Origin of the sequence: Streptomyces doebereineriae (assembly GCF_031845645.1) — a bacterium.
Lineage (GTDB): Bacteria > Actinomycetota > Actinomycetes > Streptomycetales > Streptomycetaceae > Streptomyces > Streptomyces canus.
This window is the reverse complement of the sequence record NZ_JAVREZ010000011.1, coordinates 295851-317629: the sequence shown is the minus strand read 5'-3', so window position 1 is coordinate 317629 and position 21779 is coordinate 295851. Positions and strand designations below refer to the sequence as shown.

19 protein-coding genes are annotated in these 21779 nt (G+C 69.4%); 17 read left to right on the top strand and 2 right to left on the bottom strand.

Features of this window, described 5'->3' with window-relative positions; all coding sequences use genetic code 11:
- Positions 1-5: 5 nt before the first annotated feature.
- Positions 6-1472, bottom strand: coding sequence for a non-reducing end alpha-L-arabinofuranosidase family hydrolase (locus RNB18_RS30200; protein ID WP_311717283.1), 1467 nt, complete (start codon positions 1470-1472; stop codon positions 6-8).
- A gap of 319 nt (positions 1473-1791) precedes the next feature.
- Here RNB18_RS30200 and RNB18_RS30195 point away from each other — a divergent pair, with 319 nt between their 5' ends.
- The 10 genes from RNB18_RS30195 (at position 1792) to RNB18_RS30150 (ending at position 12715) form a co-directional block, all read left to right on the top strand.
- Complete coding sequence (locus RNB18_RS30195) at positions 1792-3222, top strand: endo-1,4-beta-xylanase (protein WP_311717282.1); 1431 nt, start codon at positions 1792-1794, stop codon at positions 3220-3222.
- 117 nt (positions 3223-3339) lie between these two features.
- The gene (locus tag RNB18_RS30190; RefSeq protein WP_311717281.1) at positions 3340-3624 is read left to right on the top strand and encodes a hypothetical protein; all 285 of its coding nucleotides are present in this window, start codon (positions 3340-3342) and stop codon (positions 3622-3624) included.
- 306 nt (positions 3625-3930) lie between these two features.
- Positions 3931-4767 (top strand): SDR family oxidoreductase, encoded by an 837-nt coding sequence (locus RNB18_RS30185; RefSeq protein ID WP_311717280.1) that lies wholly within the window; start codon positions 3931-3933, stop codon positions 4765-4767.
- Between the two features lie 6 nt (positions 4768-4773).
- Positions 4774-6099 (top strand): NAD(P)/FAD-dependent oxidoreductase, encoded by a 1326-nt coding sequence (locus tag RNB18_RS30180; protein WP_311717279.1) that lies wholly within the window; start codon positions 4774-4776, stop codon positions 6097-6099.
- Between the two features lie 48 nt (positions 6100-6147).
- The gene (locus tag RNB18_RS30175) at positions 6148-7632 is read left to right on the top strand and encodes a cytochrome ubiquinol oxidase subunit I (protein WP_311717278.1); all 1485 of its coding nucleotides are present in this window, start codon (positions 6148-6150) and stop codon (positions 7630-7632) included.
- Positions 7632-8672: a cytochrome d ubiquinol oxidase subunit II gene (locus tag RNB18_RS30170; RefSeq protein ID WP_311717277.1), complete on the top strand. Its 1041-nt coding sequence runs from the start codon at positions 7632-7634 to the stop codon at positions 8670-8672. The genes RNB18_RS30175 and RNB18_RS30170 overlap by 1 nt, the downstream gene beginning before the upstream one ends.
- 77 nt (positions 8673-8749) lie before the next feature.
- Positions 8750-9670 (top strand): aldose 1-epimerase family protein, encoded by a 921-nt coding sequence (locus tag RNB18_RS30165; protein WP_311717276.1) that lies wholly within the window; start codon positions 8750-8752, stop codon positions 9668-9670.
- Between the two features lie 76 nt (positions 9671-9746).
- Entirely contained in the window at positions 9747-11525 is a 1779-nt protein-coding gene (locus RNB18_RS30160; RefSeq protein WP_311717275.1) for a cation:proton antiporter, read from the top strand.
- 216 nt (positions 11526-11741) lie between these two features.
- Positions 11742-12161: a DUF7144 family membrane protein gene (locus RNB18_RS30155; protein ID WP_311717274.1), complete on the top strand. Its 420-nt coding sequence runs from the start codon at positions 11742-11744 to the stop codon at positions 12159-12161.
- A 32-nt stretch (positions 12162-12193) separates the two neighbouring features.
- The gene (locus tag RNB18_RS30150) at positions 12194-12715 is read left to right on the top strand and encodes a gluconokinase (protein WP_311717273.1); all 522 of its coding nucleotides are present in this window, start codon (positions 12194-12196) and stop codon (positions 12713-12715) included.
- A gap of 26 nt (positions 12716-12741) precedes the next feature.
- On the opposite strand, the gene RNB18_RS30145 is transcribed toward RNB18_RS30150, so the two are convergent.
- A complete protein-coding gene (locus RNB18_RS30145; RefSeq protein ID WP_311717272.1) occupies positions 12742-13704 on the bottom strand; it encodes a DUF389 domain-containing protein in 963 nt (320 codons plus the stop codon).
- A 130-nt stretch (positions 13705-13834) separates the two neighbouring features.
- Between RNB18_RS30145 and RNB18_RS30140 the strand changes: the two genes are divergently transcribed.
- The 7 genes from RNB18_RS30140 to RNB18_RS30110 all read left to right on the top strand — a co-directional run bounded on the left by RNB18_RS30140 (position 13835) and on the right by RNB18_RS30110 (position 21734).
- On the top strand, positions 13835-14767 hold the full coding sequence (locus RNB18_RS30140; protein WP_311717271.1) for a cyclase family protein: 933 nt from the start codon (positions 13835-13837) through the stop codon (positions 14765-14767).
- A gap of 220 nt (positions 14768-14987) precedes the next feature.
- Positions 14988-15902: a YhjD/YihY/BrkB family envelope integrity protein gene (locus tag RNB18_RS30135; RefSeq protein WP_311717270.1), complete on the top strand. Its 915-nt coding sequence runs from the start codon at positions 14988-14990 to the stop codon at positions 15900-15902.
- A 79-nt stretch (positions 15903-15981) separates the two neighbouring features.
- Complete coding sequence (locus RNB18_RS30130; protein WP_311717269.1) at positions 15982-17568, top strand: GMC family oxidoreductase; 1587 nt, start codon at positions 15982-15984, stop codon at positions 17566-17568.
- Entirely contained in the window at positions 17565-18983 is a 1419-nt protein-coding gene (locus RNB18_RS30125) for a DUF2252 domain-containing protein (RefSeq protein WP_311717268.1), read from the top strand. Before RNB18_RS30130 ends, RNB18_RS30125 begins: the two co-directional genes overlap by 4 nt.
- Before the next feature lie 25 nt (positions 18984-19008).
- Complete coding sequence (locus RNB18_RS30120) at positions 19009-20826, top strand: glycoside hydrolase family 15 protein (protein WP_311717267.1); 1818 nt, start codon at positions 19009-19011, stop codon at positions 20824-20826.
- Positions 20827-21220: 394 nt separating this feature from the next.
- Complete coding sequence (locus RNB18_RS30115; protein WP_311717266.1) at positions 21221-21502, top strand: DUF6400 family protein; 282 nt, start codon at positions 21221-21223, stop codon at positions 21500-21502.
- A complete protein-coding gene (locus RNB18_RS30110) occupies positions 21489-21734 on the top strand; it encodes a hypothetical protein (RefSeq protein ID WP_311717265.1) in 246 nt (81 codons plus the stop codon). Before RNB18_RS30115 ends, RNB18_RS30110 begins: the two co-directional genes overlap by 14 nt.
- Positions 21735-21779 lie beyond the last annotated feature (45 nt).

Here is a 21779-nt window from a genome sequence, read left to right as displayed (position 1 = left end):
CGCCGTCAGCGCTGCAGTGTCAGCAGCCCCGGACGGTAGGGCAGGAGGCCGTAGTCGCCGCCGGAGGCGGGGCTACGCCCCTGGTAGAGCAACTGCAGATTGCAGGGATCGACGGTCATGGTCTGATCGGCGCTGGTGCGGATCAGTTCGCCATGGCTGATGTCGTTGGTCCAGGTGGCGCCACTGTTGGCCTTGCCGGCGAAGGGATTGCTCTCGGTCGCGGCCTGGGGTGTCCACGAGCCGTTCAGACTGGTGGCCGTGAACGAGCGGAAGTAGCGGCCCTGCGAGCCGATCGCCTCGACGATCATGAGGTACCGGTTCTGGCCCTGGAGCTTGTAGACCTGCGGGGCTTCGAACAGGTTGTTCGTCGTATCGCTCATGACCACTGTCGAGGTCGAGCCGAAGCTGCCCGGGAAGTTGCCGATCGGCATACTGGCCCGGTAGATCTTGCCGTTGTCACCGGCGAAGAACAGGTACATGTTCGTCCCGTCACCGATGAGCGTCTGGTCGATGGGCCCTGTTCCGGAGCCGGAGATGCTTCCGGAGAAGAGCACCTGCGGGGACGACCAGCCATTCGGGTTGGTGGGGTCGCTCGACGTCCGGTAGGAGAAGGCGGTCCCGCCCCACTGGTAGGCGAGCACCCAGATGTTCTTCGGCGCGAAGTAGAAGAGCGTGGGTGCGACGGTGGAGGACGACATCGTGTTCTGGCTTGCCGAGCCCATCTCCGACCAATTGGTGAACAGGCCGAAGTTCATCGAACCCCAGCTCGTCCCCGTGTCGTGCGTCGTCGCATAGACGAGTTGCCTGCCGTTGTAGGGGACGACGGTGAAGTCCTTGAGCGAGACCCATCCCGGCTTGGGCTGCGCCAGCGCGCCCGTTGATGTCCAGCGATAGGCGGACGGAAGATCGCACGGGCTGGAGGTGTCGCCGCCGACCTTGACGAGCTGCCACTGCTGGTTGGTGCCGCCCCAGTCGTCGTACTGGACGATGTTCGCGCTGTCGGCGGTGGCGGCGCCCTGGACTTCGAGGGCCTTGTTGCTGTGGCGCGAGATGAGCCTCACGTAGCCGTCCGAGCTGTCGGCCAGCCGCCACTGCTGGTTGGTGGCGTTCAGGTCGGTCCACTGCACGATGGCGCCGCCGTTCGCGGTGGACCAGTTGTAGACGTCCAGCACCTTGCCCGAGTGGCGGGACTTGATGCGGTAGTAGCCGCCCCCGGAATCGACGAACTGCCACTGCTGCTGGGCCTGGTCGTTCCGGGACCACTGGGTGACGCGGGCGCCGTCGTCGGTCGCCAGGTTGTAGACGTCCAGGGCCTTGCCGCTGTTGCGGTTGACCAGTACGTACGAGGCGTTGGGGTCCACGGTCGCCGCGGCGGCGGGTTGGGCACCGAGGAAGGTGGCCACGAGCAGCAAGGGCGCAAGGACGGCGAGTAAGCGTCTGAGACGGACCGGGGACGCGTGGCGACACCACATCAGAGGGCCTCCTTCAGGGGCCGGGGGCGATCTCGAAAGTTTCGAAGAAATCCCGGATGCTTCGACGCCACAAGCTAGGAATGCGGGGCTCCGTGGTCAAGGTCTATCGCTGATCTGTCTATAAACAGCACCTCACCCGGCTCGCCGGGATTACGAATGTTTCGGACGATGAGCTGAAACTTTTTCTGCGGGGAGTATTGACGATCCATCATCGTCCCGGTCCCATGACCGAGGTGCCCGGTGATTCAGACTCCCGGGGTCCTGCTCGCATCCCCCTGCGCTTCAGCCCGTCCGTGATTTCTACCTTGGAGGCACAGCCATGGGCTCGTTTGCCCTTCCCAGATCCGTTGTCCGCCGGAAGATCCACGGCCTGGTGTTGGCGCTGGTCGTCGGCGTCCTCGGTGCGGTCGCCGCACTGGTCGCGCCGCCGCCCGCACACGCCGCCGAGAACACGCTCGGCGCCGCGGCGGCGCAGAGCGGCCGCTACTTCGGCACTGCCATCGCCTCGGGCAGGCTGGGCGACTCGGCGTACACGACGATCGCGGCCCGTGAGTTCAACATGGTGACGCCCGAGAACGAGATGAAGATCGACGCCACCGAACCGCAGCGGGGCCAGTTCACCTTCACCGCCGGTGACCGCGTCTACAACTGGGCGGTGCAGAACGGCAAGCAGGTGCGCGGCCACACCCTGGCCTGGCACTCCCAGCAGCCCGGCTGGATGCAGAGCCTCAGCGGCAGCACGCTGCGCCAGGCCATGATCGACCACATCAACGGCGTGATGGCCCACTACAAGGGCAAGATCGCCCAGTGGGACGTCGTGAACGAGGCCTTCGCCGACGGCGGTTCGGGAGCCCGGCGCGACTCCAACCTGCAGCGCACAGGCAACGACTGGATCGAGGTCGCCTTCCGCACCGCGCGCGCCGCCGACCCGGCCGCCAAGCTCTGCTACAACGACTACAACGTCGAGGACTGGACCTGGGCCAAAACCCAGGCCATGTACGCCATGGTCCGAGACTTCAAGCAGCGCGGCGTGCCGATCGACTGCGTCGGCTTCCAGTCGCACTTCAACAGCGGCAGCCCCTACAACAGCAATTTCCGCACCACCCTGCAGAACTTCGCCGCCCTCGGCGTCGACGTGGCCGTCACCGAACTCGACATCGCGGGCGCCTCGGCCACGACCTACGCCAACGTGACCAACGACTGCCTGGCCGTCCCGCGCTGCCTCGGCATCACCGTCTGGGGTGTGCGCGACACCGACTCCTGGCGATCGCAGGACACGCCGCTGCTGTTCAACGGCGACGGCAGCAAGAAGCCCGCCTACACCGCCGTCCTCAACGCACTCAACGGCGGCACCTCCACGCCCCCGTCGGGTGCCGGAACGATCAAGGGCGTCGGGTCGGGCCGCTGCCTGGACGTTCCCAGCAGCAGCACCACCGACGGCACCCAGCTCCAGCTGTGGGACTGCAACAACGGCACCAACCAGCAGTGGACGTACACCGCCGCCGGTGAGCTCAGGGTCTACGGCAACAAGTGCCTGGACGCCGGCGGCACCGGCAACGGCACCAAAGTCCAGATCTACAGCTGCTGGGGCGCCGACAACCAGAAATGGCGCCTCAACTCGGACGGATCCATCGTCGGCGTCCAGTCCGGCCTCTGCCTCGACGCCGTCGCGGGCGGCACCGGCAACGGCACCCTGATCCAGCTCTACTCCTGCTCGAACGGCAGCAACCAACACTGGACCCGCACCTGAGGGAGACCGTGCGGCGCCGCCGGGTGGTGGGTTGCCTGGAGTCCGACGAAGCCTCCAGGCAACCGCGGGGCCGTTGGTCGGGATGCGAGGCGGCCCTCTCCGTTGGATGGTGGAGCCATGAACAAGGACTACCGCCAGTCTCAGCGGATGATCGAGATCGACACCCGGCTCATCAGGACCGGCGCCGTGCTCACCGCGGCCGGTGCCGCGGTCGCGTGCGCCGGCATGGGCGTCGCGGCCTTCGCCGTGTTCTCGGCAGGCCGGCGCATGATCCGCGACATGGACGTGCCCCCCTCCCAGCAGGCGGCCATGAAGTGGCGGCAGGCCAAGGAGGCGTCCCTGGCGGGCGCGCGGGCGTGGCAGGCCGCGTCCGACGCGCAGAACGGGTCGCTCGCCCGCTAGATCCGGCGCAGCGGCCATTCGATGACCTCAAGTGCCGAATGGGCCTTTGTGATGTCTCCGTGGACGGCCGCCGCGGTTCTGGCCATGAACAGCCCTGGTAGGCCGACGGTGTGACATGCCCCGCCGAAATCGGTGGCACCGTGTGCCGGTCGGTGCGGCCCGCGGCGCGGGGTGCTTTCGTCTGTGGCCGGGTGTGCGACGGTCGGCCCCTGTGTCTGTCCTGGGGGGCCGGCCGAGGCCCGGCGTCCCTCATGCCTCGCCCGATTCCTGAGGGCGTGCCGTCCGAACGTCCGAGGAGACATCGCGATGACCACGAAAGCCGAGAACCGCGGGACGACGTCCGCGCAGCTCCTCAGGGGCCAGAAGGCGCTGGTGACCGGGGCCAACTCGGGCATCGGCCTGGCGACCGCCGTTGCCCTGGGCCGGGCCGGAGCGGACGTCGTGGTGAACTACGTCGTCGGTGCGCACGAGGCAGAGAACGTCGTGAAGGAGATCGAGAGCTTCGGGGTCCGCGCCTACGCCCACGAGGCCGACGTGTCCGACGAGGACCAGGTGACCGCCATGGTCGCCCGGATGGTCGAGGAGTTCGGCACCATCGACATCATGGTGGCCAACGCGGGCCTTCAGCGGGACGCGGCCGTGACGGAGATGACGCTCGCCCAGTGGCAGAAGGTCATCGACGTCAACCTGACCGGCCAGTTCCTGTGCGCGCGGGAGGCGGCCAAGGAGTTCATCCGGCGCGGCGTGGTGGAGGAGGTCTCCCGTTCGGCGGGAAAGATCATCTGCATGAGCTCGGTCCACCAGATCGTCCCGTGGGCGGGCCACGTGAACTACGCCTCCTCCAAGGGCGGGGTGGGCATGCTGATGCAGACCCTCGCCCAGGAGCTGGCGCCCAAGCGGATCAGGGTCAACGCCGTCGCACCCGGCGCCATCCGCACACCGATCAACCGCGACGCCTGGGACACCCCCGAGGCCGAGGCCGAGCTGCTGCGCCTGATCCCGTACCGCCGTGTGGGCGATCCGGACGACATCGCCAACGCCGTCGTCGCCATGGCCTCCGACCTGCTCGACTACGTCGTCGGCAGCACCCTCTACGTCGACGGCGGAATGACGCTCTTCCCCGGCTTCGCCACCGGGGGCTGATCTGCGATGCAGGATCACATCACGCCCCGCCGGGTGGTGATCCTCGGCGGGGGGTTCGCCGGCCTGTTCGCCGCCCGTGCGCTGCGGAAATCACCGGTCGCGGTGACCGTGGTCGACCGCCGCGCCCACCACCTCTTCCAGCCGCTGCTGTACCAGTGCGCCTCCGGGATCCTGTCCGAGGGCCAGATCGCCCAGCCACTCCGAGGAGTCCTGCGGCGCCACCACAACGTGAGCTGCGTGCTCGCCGAGGCCACCGACGTGGATGTAGAAGCCCGACTGGTTCACGCCCGACGCCCCGGGGGTGGAGTCGTCCAGCTGCCCTACGACGACCTGATCCTCGCGGTGGGCATGCGCCAGTCCTATTTCGGGCACAACGAGTTCGCCGCGCACGCCCCCGGTATGAAGACCCTGGACGACGCGCTCGAGATCCGCCGACGGATCTACCGGGCGTTCGAGATGGCCGAAACGGCGGCGAACGGCCGGGAACGGCAGCAGTGGCTCACCTTCGCGCTCGTCGGTGGCGGGCCGACCGGTGTGGAACTCGCGGGACAGATCCGGGAGATCGCCGGTCACACCCTCGACCGGGAGTTCCAGAAGATCGATTCGGCCAAGGCACGGGTGCTGCTCTTCGAGGGGTCCGACGCCGTGCTGGGCGCGTTCGGCCCGGCACTGGCCCACCGTGCGGTCCGAACCCTGCAGGGGCTCGGTGTGGAGCTCCACCTGGGCACGAGGGTCACCGACATCGACGCGCGCGGCCTGACGGTACGAGACCACGACGGCAAGGCGACCTGGTTCGGCGCGCGCACCGTGCTGTGGACGGCGGGCGTCGAGGCGCCGCCGATCGCGGCCGCCCTGGCCCGCGCGACCGGTGCCAAACAGGACCGGGCCGGACGAATTCTGGTCGAACCCGACCTCACCGTCCCCGGCCATCCGGAGATCCGCGTCACGGGCGACGTGATGAGCCTGAACCGCCTGCCGGGTCTGGCCGAGGTCGCCATGCAGTCGGGCGCCTACGCGGGCCGGACGGTGCGACACCAGGTCGAAGGCAGGACGAAGGAGCCGAAGCCCTTCAAGTACGTGGATCTCGGCAGCGCCGCCTACATCGCCCGCGGCCGGGCCGTCGTGAAGGCCGGCCCCCTGCATCTCTCGGGATTCACCGGCTGGCTCGCCTGGCTCTTCATCCATCTGGCCTTCCTCACCGGCTTCCGCAGCAGGCTGGGAGCGGTGCTCAGCTGGTCCGTCGCCTTCGCCAGCGGCTCGCGCCGCGAACGCGCCTTCACCATGACCGACACCGATGCTCCGGCCGCCGGGCCGCCCTCTCAACGAACCTGACCTTCCCCAGCCCCACCTGCTCATGCGGGGCAGACCTCCGAGGCGCACATGTTCAGCACAGCGGTCCTTCTCGCGAACACGCCGGACCAACTCCTGCCGGCTCGTGAGCTGATGGCCTTCACCCTGGCCTCACACATCCTGCTGGTCCCCTTCGGTGTGGCACTGCCGTTCATCACCCTGCTGATGCACCACCGGGGGCTGCGACGCAACGATCCCGTCGCCCTCCTGCTCGCCCGGCGCTGGTCGGCGGTGATGGCCGTTCAGTTCGCCATCGGCATCATCACCGGCACCGTGCTGTCCTTCGAGTTCGGTCTGCTGTGGCCCGGCATGATGGGCCGCTGGGGCGACGTCTTCGGCCTCGGGTTCGGCGTCGAGGCATGGGCGTTCTTCCTGGAGGCCGTGCTGATCGCGATCTACCTCTACGGCTGGCGCCGGCTCAAGCCCTGGACGCACTTCTGGCTGGCCGTACCGCTGCCGCTGGCCGCCCTGATGGGGGCGTTCGGCATCATCGCGGCCAACTCCTGGATGAACACCCCCCAGGGCTTCAGCCTCGACGCCCAGGGCAAGCCGATCAACGTCGACGTGCGGCAGGCGATCTTCACACCGATCTTCGGCCCGGAGTACTGGCACTTCGTCGTCGCGATGCTCCTGACCGCCGCCTACGTGGTCGCCGGCGTGTACGCGGTCGGCTGGCTGCGCGGGCGCCGAGACCGATACCACCGGCTCGGATTCACGCTGCCGTTCACGGTGGCCGCGATCCTCACGCCGGTCCAGTTCATGCTCGGCGACTCCGCCGCTCGCGCCGTCTTCCACAAGCAGCCGGTCAAGTTCGCCGCCACGGAACTCGTCTGGAAGACCGACACCCACGTGCCCGAGTACATGTTCGGGACGCTGAACAGTGACGGGACGATCTCCGGCGGACTCAAGATCCCCCAGCTGGACTCGATCCTCGCCGGCTTCAAGCCCAGCACGAAGGTGACGGGACTGACATCGGTGCCGGCCTCCGACCGTCCCACCATCGTCCAGGCCACCATCGCCCACTGGGCCTTCGACATCATGGTCACCGTCGGCAGCCTGCTCATCCTGCTCGCGCTCTGGTACGCCTGGTCCTGGTGGCGACACCGGGACAACCCCGGTGGCCGCTGGTTCTACCGCTGCGCCGCCATCGCGGGCGTCGCCTGCCTGGTCACCGTGGAGTGCGGCTGGATCACCACCGAGGTCGGCCGCCAGCCCTGGATCGTCTACAACCACATGCGGGTCTCGGCGGCGGTGACAGACACCGCCGCCGGATCGCTGTGGGCGATGCTCGGCATCGTCATCGCCGTGTACGTGGCCGTCTTCGGTTCGTTCCTCGCCGTCGTCCTGAAGATGCGCACCCGATGGCGCATCGCCGACGAGGGTTCGGCCGCCGCGCGCCCCGGACTGCACCCGGAGGCCGACACCCCGTACGGGCCCCGAAGCGAGCCTGAACCCGCAGCCGCCGGGGCCGCCCCCGACGGCGGGTCCGGCCACACCTCTGGCGGTGCGTCGTAATGGCCGAATTCATCGCATGGGTACTGGTGCTCGCGATCGCCGCCTACGCCTGTGCCGGAGGCACCGACTACGGCGCGGGCTTCTGGGACCTCCTGGCCGGGGGCGCGGAGCGCGGCAAGCGGCCCCGCTGGCTCATCGACCACGCCATGGCACCGGTCTGGGAGGCCAACAACGTCTGGTTGATCTTCGTCCTGGTCATCATGTGGACCGGCTTCCCGACGGTGTTCCAGGCCGTCTTCTCCGCTTTGTGGCTGCCGCTCGCCCTCGCCGCCGTCGGCCTGGTGCTCCGCGGCGCCGGGTTCGCCCTGCGCAAGCCGACCCGACGACTGGCCCAACGACGGATCTACGGGGCGATGTTCGCCATCTCGTCACTGGTGACGCCGTTCTTCCTGGGGGCGGTGCTCGGCGGCATCGCCTCGGGCCGGGTCAAGGTCGGCACGACCGCCTCCGCGGACGCCTGGGCCAATGGAACCTCCGTCCTCGTCGGCCTGCTGGCCATCGCGGCCACCGCGTTCCTCGGGGCGGTCTTCCTCTGCTCCGACGCCCTGCGGTTCGGCGCGCACGATCTCGTCGACTACTTCCGCGTACGGGCGCTGATCGCCTTCGGCGCCGTGGTGGTCCTCGCGCTCATCGCCCTGCCCGTCACCCACGACGACGCCCGGTACGTCTGGGACGGCCTCACCGGGGGCCTGGGCCTGCTGCTGATCATCCTGGCCGGGGTCTGCGGACTGGTGACGGTGCTGCTTCTGCTGCGCCGGTCCCACGGCTGGACCCGCTACACCTCGGTGGCGAGTGTCGCCCTGACCGTCGGTGCCTGGGGTTGCGCGCAGCGGCCCTATGCGCTGCCCACCTCGCTGACGGTGGCCGACGCGGCCGGCGCCGCCCACACCCTGCGTTGGCTGGTGATCGTCACCGCGATCGCGCTCGTCCTGGTCGGGCCGGCGCTGGTACTGCTCTACCGGCTCGACACGATGGGCGAGCTGGAGGAGCTCACCGACAGCGACACCGGGGCCGTCGGAACAGCGGCGGACAACCTGTAGCGACCTCAGCCTGTTGCTGCCTGGCCGTCACCGCAGGACACCACTGCGCAGAACCGTGCGAACCGAGGAGGTGACGCATGCAGGAGAGCCGCACCGGACGGCAACTGACCCTCCGTCACGGCACGCACCGTGCCGTCATCGTCGAGTTGGGCGCGGCCCTTCGGTCGTACGCGGTCGGTGAACGAACAGTGGTCGACGGATTCGCCGAGCAGGACCGGATCACCGGCGGGCGCGGCCAGATCCTGGTGCCGTGGCCCAACCGGATTCGCGACGGCCGATACGCCTGGGACGGGCAGGATCTGCAACTGCCGCTCACCGAGCCGGCCGGCGGCAACGCCATTCACGGGCTGCTGCGGTGGATCGCGTGGCGGATCGTGGAGGCGAGCGACAGCCGCGCCGTCCTGGAGGTTCCGCTGTGGCCGCAACCGGGTTACCCGTTCCACCTCCACGTCCGCGCCGAGTACGCCCTGGGCGAGCGCGGCCTCGAAGTCGCCGTCACCGCGCGCAACCTTGACGCGAACGCGGCACCCTACGGCTTCGGCCAGCACCCGTACGTCACCGCGGGCACCGCCGTCGTCGACCAGACGGTTCTGACCGTCCCCGCACGGACTTGGCTGCGCACCGATGAGCGCGGCCTGCCGCTCGCCGCCGAGCCGGTCGCCGGGACCGAGTACGACCTGCGAACGCCACAAGTTGTCGGCGCGCGCCGGCTGGACACACCTTTCGGCGACCTCGACCGGGGCGCGGACGGCCGGGCCGTGGTGCGCCTGGCCCACCCGTCGGGGGCGTTCGGTACGGACGTGTGGCTCGGTGAAGGCGCCGACTACGTACAGCTCTACACCGGCGACACCCTCCCCCAGGGGGCGCGTCGCCGCGCGGTCGCCGTCGAACCGATGACCTGTCCTCCTGACGCCTTCCGCAGCGGTACCGGGCTTGTCCGCCTCGGCCCCGGCGAGCAGCACACCGTGCGCTGGGGGATCGCGCCGTGGGGAGAGTGAGGGCGCCGTCACGGCCTCCGACCTGATCCACGGCGAGACCACCGGCTCGTCCCACCACGCAGCGAAAGGCCCAGTTGTGACGACGGACCAGGTGCTCATCGGCGTGGGCCTGATCCTCGTCCTGGCCGTCGGATCGCAGGTCCTGGCCGGCCGGCTGCGCATCCCTGCCCTCATTCTGCTGCTGCCGGTCGGCTTCGCCGCGGGCGCGTTGATCGACGACGTCGATCCCGAGCAGCTGCTGGGGGCGGCGTTCTCACCGCTGGTGTCGCTGGCCGTCGCCGTGATCCTCTACGACGCGGGCCTCGGGCTGGACCTGGCGAGGCTGAAGGGCCACACCCGCCGTGTCGTCGTCCGGCTGATCTGGATCGGTGTCCTGATCACCTGGTTGCTCGGCGCGCTCCTCGCCGCGCCGCTGCTGGGGATGTCCCGACGTGCGGCCATCATGATCGGCGCGATCCTCGTGGTGTCGGGGCCGACGGTGGTAGGTCCGCTGCTCAGCTTCGTGCGACCGAAGGACCGTCTCCAGCACGTCCTGATCTGGGAGGGCTCCCTCATCGACCCGGTCGGTGGCGTCCTGGGAGCACTGGTCTTCCACGCGGTCGTGGCGAGCTCGGGCCACCACCTCGGCAGCGGGACGGCACAATTCCTGGCCAGTGTGGGCGTCGGAGCGGCCGGAGGAGCCGTCGGGGCGGCTTTGCTGTGGCTGCTGTTCCGGGTACTGCGGCTCGGCGAGGTCCTCGGCACCACAGCGCAGCTCGCCGCGGTGATCGGTGTGGCGGCGCTGTGCGATGTGCTGCGTGACGACACGGGACTCATCGCCGCCGTGGTGATGGGTCTGGCCGTCGCCAACCTGCCCGGCATGAGCGCGCCCGCACGTCGACCGTTCTTCGAGACGCTGGTCAGCCTGATCCTCGGCCTGCTCTTCGTCTCCATCTCAGCCACCGTCACTCCGCACTCGCTGCGCCATGTGTGGCTGCCCGCGCTCGGGCTCGCCGCCTTTCTGGTGCTGGTCGTCAGGCCGCTGGTAGCGGCCGTGTCCAGCCTCGGCACCGACCTGACGCGCGGCGAACGGGGCTTCATCGGCTGGATGGCGCCGCGCGGCATCGTCGCGGCCGCCACGGCCTCGACGTTCTCGTCCGGCCTGGTCGCCAAGGGGATCGGCGGCGCGTCGAAGATCCTTCCGACCACCTTCGTGGTCATCGTCGCGACCGTGACGCTCTACGGCCTGACCGCCTCACCCGTCGCCCGGCGCCTGGGCGTCGTGCGCCCGTCCCGCTCGCGGCCCTTGCTCGTCGGGGGCGACCCCTGGGTGGTCGACCTGGGCGTGGCCCTGAAATCGGCAGGGTTGGAGGTCCTGATGTGGGCAGGCGAGGAGGAACAACGCGACCGTATCCGCCGGGCGGGGATCGAACTCGCGCCCGGTGAGCTGCTGGGTGCCGCCATGGGTGGGGCCGCTGAGCTGGAGGGCATCACGGCGGTGTACTTCCTCACCGCCGAGGACGACTTCAACGCATTGGCGGCGGTGCTTCTGCGAGGCAGCGTGGAGGGTGCGGTCCACCGCCTCAACGCACCGGCCGACAGTCAGGGCGCGGTGGCACCGTTCATCGGCGGCGAGGTTCTGTTCGGTACGGGTCTGACCTGGCCGACGCTCTCCCGTAGATACGAGGAAGGGGCAACCGTGCTCGGACAACCCGCAGGCGACGCCGTGCGGCCCGGCAGCGATCCGCTGTTCCTCGTGCGGCGCGACGGCCGCCTCGATCCGGTCACGGCAGGCAGCACGCCGCTGCCCCGGCCAGGGGACACGGTCGTCCTGCTGACTCCGGGCGGACGGGCCGGCGAGAACCCGCCAGGGTAGGCCGGGCGGTGGCGGTTTTCCTTTCGCGCGCCGGGTGCGGGAAATAAACAACCGACTTCCGGCCGGGTGCAATTCCCGGTGTGCCGGTCTCTCCTATCGGAACACCGCATGCACCCACTCATGTTCTGCCGGTCGGGGATTCTCGTGGCAAGCTGAAATATGCGCCACCGATCGGCTGCAGGTCAGTGGCGAGGTCTACGCTGGAGGATCCAGGAAATGACTACAGCGGGAATGCACCAACGCCGAACCGGGGGAGTGTGGGCGTCCGGTTGGACCGCTTTCGCCGGGGTCATGATGATCTTCGGCGGAGCGATGGCGATATTCGAAGGCATCGCCGCCATCGCCGAGGACGACGTCTTCGTCACCACTCGCAACTACACCTACGACTTCTCTCTGACGAGTTGGGGCTGGATCCACCTCGCCCTCGGCGTCCTCGTCGTGGCCGCCGGCATCGCCCTCTTCGGTGGAGCGGTCTGGGCGCGTGTGGTCGGCATCGCGCTCGCGGGCCTGTCGATGATCGCCAACTTCATGTGGCTGCCGTACTACCCCGTCTGGGCCGTCGTGCTGATCGCCGTGGATGCCTTCGTCATTTGGGCGCTGTGCGTCGGAAGGAGCCGGGAGGCTCGCACCGGCTGACCCCGCTGAAGTGGGCAGAAGGCGATGTCGTGATGAATTACGCGGTGGTCCTGGGAGTCTCGGGTTCCGGGAAGACCACCGTCGGCAAGGCGGTCGCCGAGCAGCTCGGAGTGCCGTTTCTCGAGGGCGACGACTTCCATCCGGCAGCGAACATCGCGAAGATGAGCGCCGGTCATCCCTTGGACGACGCCGACCGCGAGCCCTGGTTGCGTGCCCTTGCCGAGCGCATCCGCCAGTCCGCCGAGGCCCACGAGGGGCTGGTCATCGCCTGTTCGGCCCTCAAGCGTGCCTACCGCGACGAACTTCGGTCGGCCGGCGGTGCCGGACTGTGGTGTCTGTATCTCGCCCTGGACCGGGCCACCGCATGGGACAGGGTGCCCCGGCGTACCGGTCACTTCATGCCCGCCGGGCTGGTCGAGTCGCAGTTCGCGACCTTGGAGCCGCTGCAACCGGACGAGCCGGGCACGACCCTGGACGCCACAGCCGATCTGCCGGAGCTTCTCAGCCGGGTGCGGGCCGCTGTCACCCACTGCGACGGGCGCGCCGGCAGCTGAGCGAGCGCAACAACTGGTCACCGCTCCTACGCCGTCGGCCTGACCGCCCGCTCGCGGCGGCGTGCGCTCACCCGGCGCCAGATCGCCCGCTGACACTTGAGTGTGCCGGTCCCGACCACGATCAGTACGACGATGTTGAGCAGCAGTTGCAGCAGTGAGCCCCAGGCGTCGTCCCAGCTGGCGAACGCCGACGAGACACCGATGTCCGCCGCCGCCGGAATCGTGGTCACCGAGATGAAGACACCGAGCAGCGCGCTCGTGCGGGCCTCGGACAGGGAGACGATGCCGACGATCCCGGCCAGCACCGCCACCGCGGCGGAGAAGAAGTTGGGGGTGTCGATCAGACTCGAGACGGGCCTGACTCCCAGCTCGAAGGCCCTCGGCTGCAGTCCGAAGCCCCGGACCAGCAGGGCGAAGAGGAAGGTCGCGGCAATGGCCAGCAGGAAGCCCACGAGCAGCGCCATCAGGCCCTGCTCGATCCGCGGCCGGGCGCGGTGGTCGATCCCGAGCGCGATGCTGGTGATGGCCCCGTACTCGGGTCCGACCACCATGGCCGCGACGATGAGGATCTGGGAGTTGGTGATGATGCCCACCGCGCCGATGAGCCCGGCGATGACCAGGAACAGGTAGAAGCTCGGGGGGTACCTGCCCTCGGCCCGGATCCGGGCCTCCACCTGCTCCCACACCGGCGCACGCAGCCGGGCCCCGAGTTCCTCGGCCCCGGTCTTGGCCGCGAGGTCCGAGAACACCGTGTCCACCGGATCGAGGACAAGGGTGCCCCGGTGTTCAAGGCCGAGGTCCCGCAGGCCGCGCAGCACCTCGTTCGCGGCTCCGGTCAGCACGTCGCACTCGATGGCGTCGCCCTCGGGCTTGCGTACCCGGCCCTTCTGCAGATGCAGGTTCAGCACGCATGTCTGGGCGCTCAGCAGGGCCATGGTGCGTTCGGTGAGGTCCGGCGGACACACCGCTCGGACATGGATCATGTCCATCCGGACCTCCGCGGATCAATTCGGTGCGGCGGCCTACGGCCCCGGACGGGGCGCCCATCCATTAACGCGGCGGTCCCCGGTCCCGGCAACTCGGCGTGCCGGTGTCCGGCGCCTGTCGGAGGGTGGGGGTATGCGAATGCCCGACGAGCTGAGCGAGGCCGATTTCCGGTCGTTGTATCGCCGCCTGCGCGCCACGGCCCCCGGCGGTGGCACACCCAGGGGTGCCCTGGACACGATCACCCGGGAACAGGTACTGGCGGCCGTCCGCGAGGTGCGGTCGGGACGTACGGTGTCGCTCGCGGCCCCGGTGAACACCCGTCCCGGACCTGACGACGCCGATCCGGCCGAGCACCGGCTCACGGCTCCGGCAGACGCCGAACCGGCGGCGCGGGGCCTGGAATTCGCGCGGGACCGCTTCGCCATGAACATCCACGGTGACGTGGACAGTCATCTGGATGCGCTGTGCCACGTCATCTACGACGGCACCCTGCACGGCGGTGCACCGGCGGCGGGCGCCCTGTCCCCGGCCGGAGCGAGCGCGCTCTCCGTCGATCTGGCCCGCGACGGCATCGTCGGACGCGGAGTCCTGCTCGACGTTCCCCGGCTGCACGGTGTCCCCTGGCTCGAACCCGGAACGAGCGTGACAGCCGAGGACCTCGCCGCGGCCGAGGCGATGCAGGAGGTCCGGGTCGGCCGCGGCGACATCGTCCTCGTACGGGTCGGACACCGCCGACGCCGTGAGGAGCTCGGCCCCTGGGACGTGGCCGACGCCCGTGCCGGACTCCACCCGACCGCCATGGAGTTCCTGGCCGAGCGAGAGGCGGCCGTACTCGGCAGTGACGGCAACAGTGACACGGCCCCCAGTCCGGTGGAGGGGGTCGCGTTCCCGGTGCATGTGCTCGCCGTCCACGGGATGGGACTGCATCTGCTCGACTACCTGCGGTTCGAGGACCTCGCGCCGATCTGCGCGCGGGAGGGCCGCTGGACGTTCCTCTGCGTGATCGCCCCCCTCCGGCTGCCGGCGGCCACCGGCTCTCCGGTGAACCCCCTCGCGATCCTGTGACGGCAGAAGGCAGAAGGCAGAAGGCAGAAGGCAGACGGCAGACGGCAGACGAGCGATCGTCCGGCGGCCCATGGCTCAGGCGGTCAGCCGGTAGACCGCTCTCCTCACCCGTACGGCACAGTCGTGCACGCGCCGCGGGCATCGTCTGCCGCCCGGGGCGGCACTCTGGTGAGGCGGTCACGCCCCGGGCTTGACCGCCGGACCGGACAGCGGGAGCAGCATGCGCGCAGACAGAGAATCCGGCTCGCCCGCAGACGGCGGGAAGAGCGGTTGGCGCGGACGGGCGGCGGATCTGAAGGCCCGGCTGCTGAGACTGCGCAGCACCGCCGAGGAGCGGTTCCCGGTGATCACCCGCCTCACCGCCCACCTGATCGCGGTGAACCTGCTGGACTCCGCGACGCGGCTGGCGGCCCAGGCCTTCCTGACCGCGGTACCCCTGCTCTTCCTGGTCGCCTCCATCGCCCCGCAGAGCATGCGCAACCAGATCATCGACTCTGTGCACGACCTGTTCGGCATCCATGGCGCCGCCGACCACGAGCTGAAGAAGGTCTACCAGGCCAACCCCGCCAGTCTGCAGCAGAGCACCGGGGCGGTCAGCGCACTGATGGTGCTGCTCTCCGCGACCGCCTGCAGCCGCGCGATGCAGCGGTTGTGCCAACGGGCCTGGCACATGCCGAGTGCGGGCGCCCGGGTCGCCGCGTGGCGATGGCCGGTGTGGCTCGCGGTCTGGCTCGTCGTCGTCGTTCTGCAGGGACCGTTGCGGGAGGGATTCGGCGCCGGACTGTGGCTGGGCGTGCCGCTCCTGCTGATCCTGGAGGTGGCCGTGTGGTGGTGGACCCAGCACCTGCTGCTGGCCGCGCGCCTCCCCTGGATGCCTCTGCTGCCCGGGGCGGTCCTCACCGGGGTCGCCATGACAGCCCTGTCGGTGATCGCGAAGTTCTACGTGCCGGCCGCGCTCAACCGCAGCCTGGACCGGTACGGGTCGCTCGGTGCGGTCTTCACCGTGCTGTCGTGGCTGATCGGGCTCTGTGTCGTGGTAGCCCTCTGCATCACCGTTGGTGCGGTCTTCGCCCGAGAACCCGCCGTGGCCCGGCGTCTTGGATCACCCGCCTGGCCCAACTCGCCGGAAAAGTGACCCAGGGATACGTTGGTAATGGATCAGGAGTCCCCTGCACCCGGCGGGACCGGAGCATGCTCCGAGGACGGTGGCCGGCATGACCGACGAATTGCACTACGACGTCATCATCATCGGTACCGGTGCGGGCGGCGGCACCATCGCCCACCGCCTGGCCCCCACCGGAAAACGGATCCTCCTCCTCGAACGCGGCGACTATCTGCCCCGAGAACGCGACAACTGGGAATCCACCGCGGTCTTCGTCAAAGGCAAATACCGCGCTCCGGAGTTCTGGTACGACAAAGACGGAAACCAGTTCCCGCCCGAAGTCAATTACTACGTGGGCGGAAACACCAAGTTCTACGGCGCCGCGCTTTTCCGTATGCGCCCCGAGGACTTCGGCGAACTCCGGCACCACGACGGCATCTCCCCGGCCTGGCCACTGAGCTACGAGGAGCTCGAGCCGTACTACACCCAGGCCGAGCACCTCTACCTCGTCCACGGCCGGCACGGCGAGGACCCGTCCGAGGGCCCCACCAGCGCCCAGTACGCCTACCCACCGGTCCAGCACGAGCCGCGCATCCAGCAGCTCAGCCACGACCTGGAGAAGCAGGGGCTGCACCCCTTCCACCTCCCGATCGGGGTGAACCTGACCCAGGACGACCGGGGCCGGGCCACACACACCAGCGCCTGCATCCGATGCGACCGGGTCGACGGCTTCCCGTGCCTGGTCGGCGCCAAGTCCGACGCACAGGTCATCTGCGTCGACCCCGCCCTCGCACACGCCAACGTCGAGATGGTCACCCATGCGGACGTGCGGCGCCTCGACACGGACGGGACCGGTCGCAGTGTCACCTCGGTCGTCGCGACGGTGGGGGACGGGGACCCCGCCACCGTGGAGTTCAGTGCCGACGTCGTGGTCGTCGCCTGTGGTGCGGTCAACTCGGCCGCCCTGCTGCTGCGTTCGGCCAACGACCGGCATCCGCAGGGCCTGGGCAACAGCTCGGACGTGGTGGGCCGGCACTACATGCGGCACAACAACCTCGCCCTGATGGCTGTGTCCAAGGAACCCAATGACACCAAGTTCCAGAAGACCCTGGCGCTGCACGACTGGTATCTGGGATCCGACGACTGGGACTACCCCCTCGGCGGCATCCAGATGCTGGGCAAGTCCGACTCCGAGCAGATCCACGGCGAAGCGCCCCGCTGGGCCGGGGCCGTCGCCCCCGACATGCCCTTCGAGGTGCTCGCCCACCACGCGGTCGACTTCTGGCTGTGCGGAGAGGACCTGCCCCTCGCCGAGAACCGCGTCACCCTGGACCGGGACGGCGGCATCCACCTGGCCCTCGACGAGAAGAACAACATCGCCGGGCTGAAGCGCCTGCGGCACAAACTGCAAGGCATGCTCAGCCACTTGGGCATGCACGAACACCATCTGCTGTCGCACAGCATCTACCTGCACAAGGGCATGCCCATCGGCGCCACCGCGCATCAGGCGGGCACGGTCCGCTTCGGCCACGACCCCGAAAGCTCCGCCCTCGACGTCAACTGCAAGGCCCACGACCTCGACAACCTCTATGTCGTCGACACGAGCTTCTTCCCGAGCATCGGAGCGGTCAACCCTTCGTTGACCGCCATCGCCAACGCCCTGCGTGTCGGCGACCACATCGCGGAGCGACTTCAATGACGTCGAACCACCCGGACAACAGCCAAATCCGGCACCGCACACCTCAGGAGCGAGCCGAACGCGGCAAGGCCGCCCGGTCGTCCGTGCCCCGCTCCAGCCACGTGGAGTTCGCGCCCACGGTGAAACGGCCCGACCCGGTGGACATCATCGACGCACAGTCGGCGACGCGGGTTCCCGAGCTCGTACCGATCCGCTACGGGCGGATGACCGAGTCGCCGTTCCGCTTCTACCGCGGTGCCGCGGCCATCATGGCCGGAGACCTCGCCGACACCCCCGTGTCCGGGATCAGGGCGCAGTTGTGCGGGGACGCACACCTGCTGAACTTCCGGCTGCTGGCCTCGCCCGAGCGCCGCATGATGTTCGACATCAACGACTTCGACGAGACGCTGCCCGGCCCATGGGAGTGGGACGTCAAGCGCCTGTCCGCGAGTTTCGTCATCGCGGGCCGGGCGAACGACTTCAGCACCAAGGAGCGGGCCGGCATCGTCCGGGCGACGGTGCGCTCCTACCGCGAGTGGATGCGCCGCTTCGCCAAGATGGGCAACCTCGCGGTGTGGTACGCCCAGTTCGACGAGGCGTGGGTGCGGGAGCACTTCGGCGCGGAACTGAGCGCACGGGGCCGCGACCGCTGGTCGCAGGCGGTGACCAAGGCACGCAGCCGGGACAGTCTCCAGGCCTTCGGCAAGCTCACCCACATCGTCGACGGGCAGGTCCGCATCGCTGCGGTGCCGCCGCTGATCACCCCGCTCCAGGACTTGCTTCAGGGCGTCGAACGGGACGCGCTGGAGAAGGAGATCCACCGGCTGATCGAACGGTACGGCCGCACCCTGCAGTCGGACCGGCGGTCCCTTCTGGAGCAGTACCGGGTGGCCGACATGGCCCGCAAGGTGGTCGGGGTCGGCAGCGTGGGCACCCGCTGCTGGATCGTGCTCCTGCTCGGCCGGGACGACCAGGATCCGCTGCTCATGCAGGCCAAGGAGGCCGACCAGTCGGTGCTGGCGCCCTTCGCGGGCGCCAGCTCCTACGGAACGCAGGGCGAGCGCGTGGTGGCCGGCCAGCGGCTCATGCAGGCCACCAGTGACATCTTCCTCGGCTGGGAGCGGGTCGAGGGCATCGACGGTCGCCGACGTGACTTCTATGTACGGCAGTTGCGGGACTGGAAGGGCATCGCCGAACCCGAGGCGATGGTGCCGGCCGGAATGCGGACCTTCGGCGAGCTGTGCGGTGCCACGCTGGCCCGCGCACACGCGCGGTCGGGCGACCGGATCGCCATCGCCGCGTACCTGGGCGGGGGCGACTCCTTCGACCGAGCGCTCGTGACCTTCGCCGAGCGCTACGCCGACCAGAACGAGAAGGACCACCAGGCACTCGTCGACGCCGTCCGCACCGGACGGGTAACGGCTCAGGCTGCCTGACGAGGCGATCAGCAGGGAGAACGCCATGGAACGCTACCCGCCCATCGCCGATCACGGACTCGTCGGGGATCTGCAGACCGCGGCCCTGGTGTCGTCCCAGGGCGTGATCGACTGGTTCGCGGCGCCGCGCTTCGACTCGCCGAGTGTCTTCGCCGCCCTGCTCCACCACGACGGGGGCGGCTATTTCCGCCTAGCGCCCGACCATCCCGAGGGCACCTGGAAGCAGCTCTACTACCCGGACAGCGCCGTCGTGGTGACCCGGTTCATGTCACCCGACGGAGTCGGCGAGATCGTCGATCACATGCCGGTCCTGCCGGGCCCGACTCCGACGGACCGGCATCAACTGGTGCGCATCGTCCGCGCGGTGCGCGGCACCGTGCACTTCGCTCTCGAATGCCGGCCGCGGTTCGACTATGCGCGGGCCACCCACGACCTCGACCTGACGGACGGCACGGCCACGTTCCGGGCCCCGGGCACGACCGCGTACCTCCAGGGCAGCATCCCGCTGGAACGGGACGGCCAGGACGTCCGGGGCGGCATCACCCTCAGCGACGGAGACCAGGCAGCCGTGGTGTTCACGGTGTGCGCGCAGGACGGGGAGGCGCCACCGTCACCCACCACGGAACAGATCACCGAAGAGCTCTGGAAGAACGTCGACTTCTGGCACGAGTGGGTGCGCACCTCGAACTACCACGGCCGCTGGATGGAGATGGTGCACCGCTCGGCGATCACCCTCAAGCTCCTCACCTACGCCCCCAGCGGCGCGCCGGTCGCCGCCGCCACCATGGGACTGCCCGAGCAGGTCGGCGGCGAGCGCAACTGGGACTACCGCTACACGTGGGTCCGGGACGGCTCCCTCTCGGTGCGGGCGCTGCTCGACCTCGGCTTCGTGGAGGAGGCCACCCGCTTCACCCACTGGCTCGGCGACCGTCTGCGGGCACGCGAAGGACCGGACGACGAACCCCTCCAGATCATGTACCGGGTCGACGGCGACCCGCATCTGACCGAGGAGATCCTGGAGCACTTCGAGGGCTACCGCGGCTCCTACCCGGTCCGGGCCGGCAACGCCGCCTCCGACCAACTCCAGCTCGACATCTACGGCGAGGCCCTCTACGCCCTGGCCGAGGGCCGCCACGTCGGCGAACAGGCGGGCTACCACGGGTGGAAGGGCCTGACCCGCACCCTCGACTGGCTCGCCGACTCCTGGGACCGTCCCGACGAGGGCATCTGGGAGACCCGGGGCGGACGCAAGGACTTCACCTACAGCCGGGTGATGTGCTGGGCGGCCTTCGACCGCGGCCTGAAGATGGCAGCGGAGTTCAGCAGGCCGGCCGACACCGCGCGCTGGACACGGGCCCGCGACGAGATCCTCGAACAGGTCATGGAGCGCGGCTGGAACGAGAAGGAGCAGGCCATGGTCCAGCACTACGGCGGCGACGTCCTGGACGCCTCCCTGCTGCTGGCCCCCCGGGTGGGTTTCGTGTCCCCCCGCAGCCCCGGCTGGCTCAACACCCTCGACGCCATGGAGCGGGTCCTCGTCTCCGACAGCCTCGTCTACCGCTACGACCCCCAGGCCTCCCCCGACGGACTGCGCGGCTCCGAAGGAACCTTCAGCCTGTGCACGTTCCTGTACGTCGACGCCCTGGCCCGCGCGGGTCGGCTCCCGCAGGCCCGCTACACCTTCGAGAAGATGCAGACGTACGCGAACCACGTCGGCCTGTTCGCCGAGGAGATCGGCCCGAGCGGCGAGCAACTCGGCAACTTCCCCCAGGCCTTCACCCACCTCTCCCTCATCATGGCCGCGACGACGCTGGACGAGGCGCTCGACCGGGCTCCGCGCTGAACGGGGGGATTCCCGGACCCTGCGGCAGCAAATCCGTCGTCACGAACGCCACGACAGCGGCGAGCACGATCACAGGGACGGGCCCGCCGCCATGCCCGGTACGACGCCGAGCTGAGGTGCCCGGAGAGGGACACCTCGGACGGCGAACGGCCGGTGATGCCGGCGTAGAGCGCCGCGATCCGTCCACCCCCGGCGCCAGGCCGCCGCCCACGGCGATCAGGGGCGCCTCGGGCCTGCCCACCAGGTCACACAGCGGCGCTCCCGACCCACGCGGCATCGAACGGAAACCCTCCGTGTGGACGTGCCGAATTCCTCTCCCCTGGGACGCTGGCCTGCTGTGACTTCTCCCACCTGCTCTTGCCGGGGCGAGAAGCGCTTGCCTACGTTCGGTCCCATGTCCTCCCATGGCCGCGCCCTTCCAGGCGAACCGGACCGACCCGACCCGACCCCGACGGTCGACCTGGACGTCGACCTGAGCTCACATGAACTGCTCCGGCGCGCTCATGTCCTGGACGCTCTCGGCCCCGACTGGGACCCCGTCGCCGCGCTGCGCGGCGAGGAAGCGGCGTATGAGCTGCTGTATTCCGGCCTCAGCGCGGAACAACAGCGCGTGTACGACGAGCTGGTCTCGGCCGGTGTGCTGCCGCGGAGAGGCGGCAGCGATGCTGCCGCTTGACCCGCAGGCGGACATCGGCCGGCGCGCCTGGGTGGCCTGCCCGAACTGCGACGACCGTCGCGGGTGCGCCATCTGCGAGCAGGGGCGCACCTGTTCCGAGCACTGGCGCTACCTGCTGTCCCACGCCGGCAGCCTGCTCCACCTGCAGTGCCGGTCGTGCACCCACGTCTGGGCCCACGAGACCCACTTCGGTGTGAGGCCGGACGGCGGATCGGCGTCCGCTTTCGGATGATCTCACCGCCTGTCGTCGGGGACGGCAGGTCGCCTTGTCCGAGGA

What these genes read in the sequence shown, in the direction of transcription:
- RNB18_RS30200 (WP_311717283.1), bottom strand. Translation starts at nt 1,472, where the DNA reads ATGTGGTGTCGCCACGCGTCCCCGGTCCGTCTCAGACGCTTACTCGCC.
- RNB18_RS30195 (WP_311717282.1), top strand. Translation starts at nt 1,792, where the DNA reads ATGGGCTCGTTTGCCCTTCCCAGATCCGTTGTCCGCCGGAAGATCCAC.
- RNB18_RS30190 (WP_311717281.1), top strand. Translation starts at nt 3,340, where the DNA reads ATGAACAAGGACTACCGCCAGTCTCAGCGGATGATCGAGATCGACACC.
- RNB18_RS30185 (WP_311717280.1), top strand. Translation starts at nt 3,931, where the DNA reads ATGACCACGAAAGCCGAGAACCGCGGGACGACGTCCGCGCAGCTCCTC.
- RNB18_RS30180 (WP_311717279.1), top strand. Translation starts at nt 4,774, where the DNA reads ATGCAGGATCACATCACGCCCCGCCGGGTGGTGATCCTCGGCGGGGGG.
- RNB18_RS30175 (WP_311717278.1), top strand. Translation starts at nt 6,148, where the DNA reads ATGTTCAGCACAGCGGTCCTTCTCGCGAACACGCCGGACCAACTCCTG.
- RNB18_RS30170 (WP_311717277.1), top strand. Translation starts at nt 7,632, where the DNA reads ATGGCCGAATTCATCGCATGGGTACTGGTGCTCGCGATCGCCGCCTAC.
- RNB18_RS30165 (WP_311717276.1), top strand. Translation starts at nt 8,750, where the DNA reads ATGCAGGAGAGCCGCACCGGACGGCAACTGACCCTCCGTCACGGCACG.
- RNB18_RS30155 (WP_311717274.1), top strand. Translation starts at nt 11,742, where the DNA reads ATGACTACAGCGGGAATGCACCAACGCCGAACCGGGGGAGTGTGGGCG.
- RNB18_RS30150 (WP_311717273.1), top strand. Translation starts at nt 12,194, where the DNA reads ATGAATTACGCGGTGGTCCTGGGAGTCTCGGGTTCCGGGAAGACCACC.
- RNB18_RS30145 (WP_311717272.1), bottom strand. Translation starts at nt 13,704, where the DNA reads ATGGACATGATCCATGTCCGAGCGGTGTGTCCGCCGGACCTCACCGAA.
- RNB18_RS30140 (WP_311717271.1), top strand. Translation starts at nt 13,835, where the DNA reads ATGCGAATGCCCGACGAGCTGAGCGAGGCCGATTTCCGGTCGTTGTAT.
- RNB18_RS30135 (WP_311717270.1), top strand. Translation starts at nt 14,988, where the DNA reads ATGCGCGCAGACAGAGAATCCGGCTCGCCCGCAGACGGCGGGAAGAGC.
- RNB18_RS30130 (WP_311717269.1), top strand. Translation starts at nt 15,982, where the DNA reads ATGACCGACGAATTGCACTACGACGTCATCATCATCGGTACCGGTGCG.
- RNB18_RS30125 (WP_311717268.1), top strand. Translation starts at nt 17,565, where the DNA reads ATGACGTCGAACCACCCGGACAACAGCCAAATCCGGCACCGCACACCT.
- RNB18_RS30120 (WP_311717267.1), top strand. Translation starts at nt 19,009, where the DNA reads ATGGAACGCTACCCGCCCATCGCCGATCACGGACTCGTCGGGGATCTG.
- RNB18_RS30115 (WP_311717266.1), top strand. Translation starts at nt 21,221, where the DNA reads ATGTCCTCCCATGGCCGCGCCCTTCCAGGCGAACCGGACCGACCCGAC.
- RNB18_RS30110 (WP_311717265.1), top strand. Translation starts at nt 21,489, where the DNA reads ATGCTGCCGCTTGACCCGCAGGCGGACATCGGCCGGCGCGCCTGGGTG.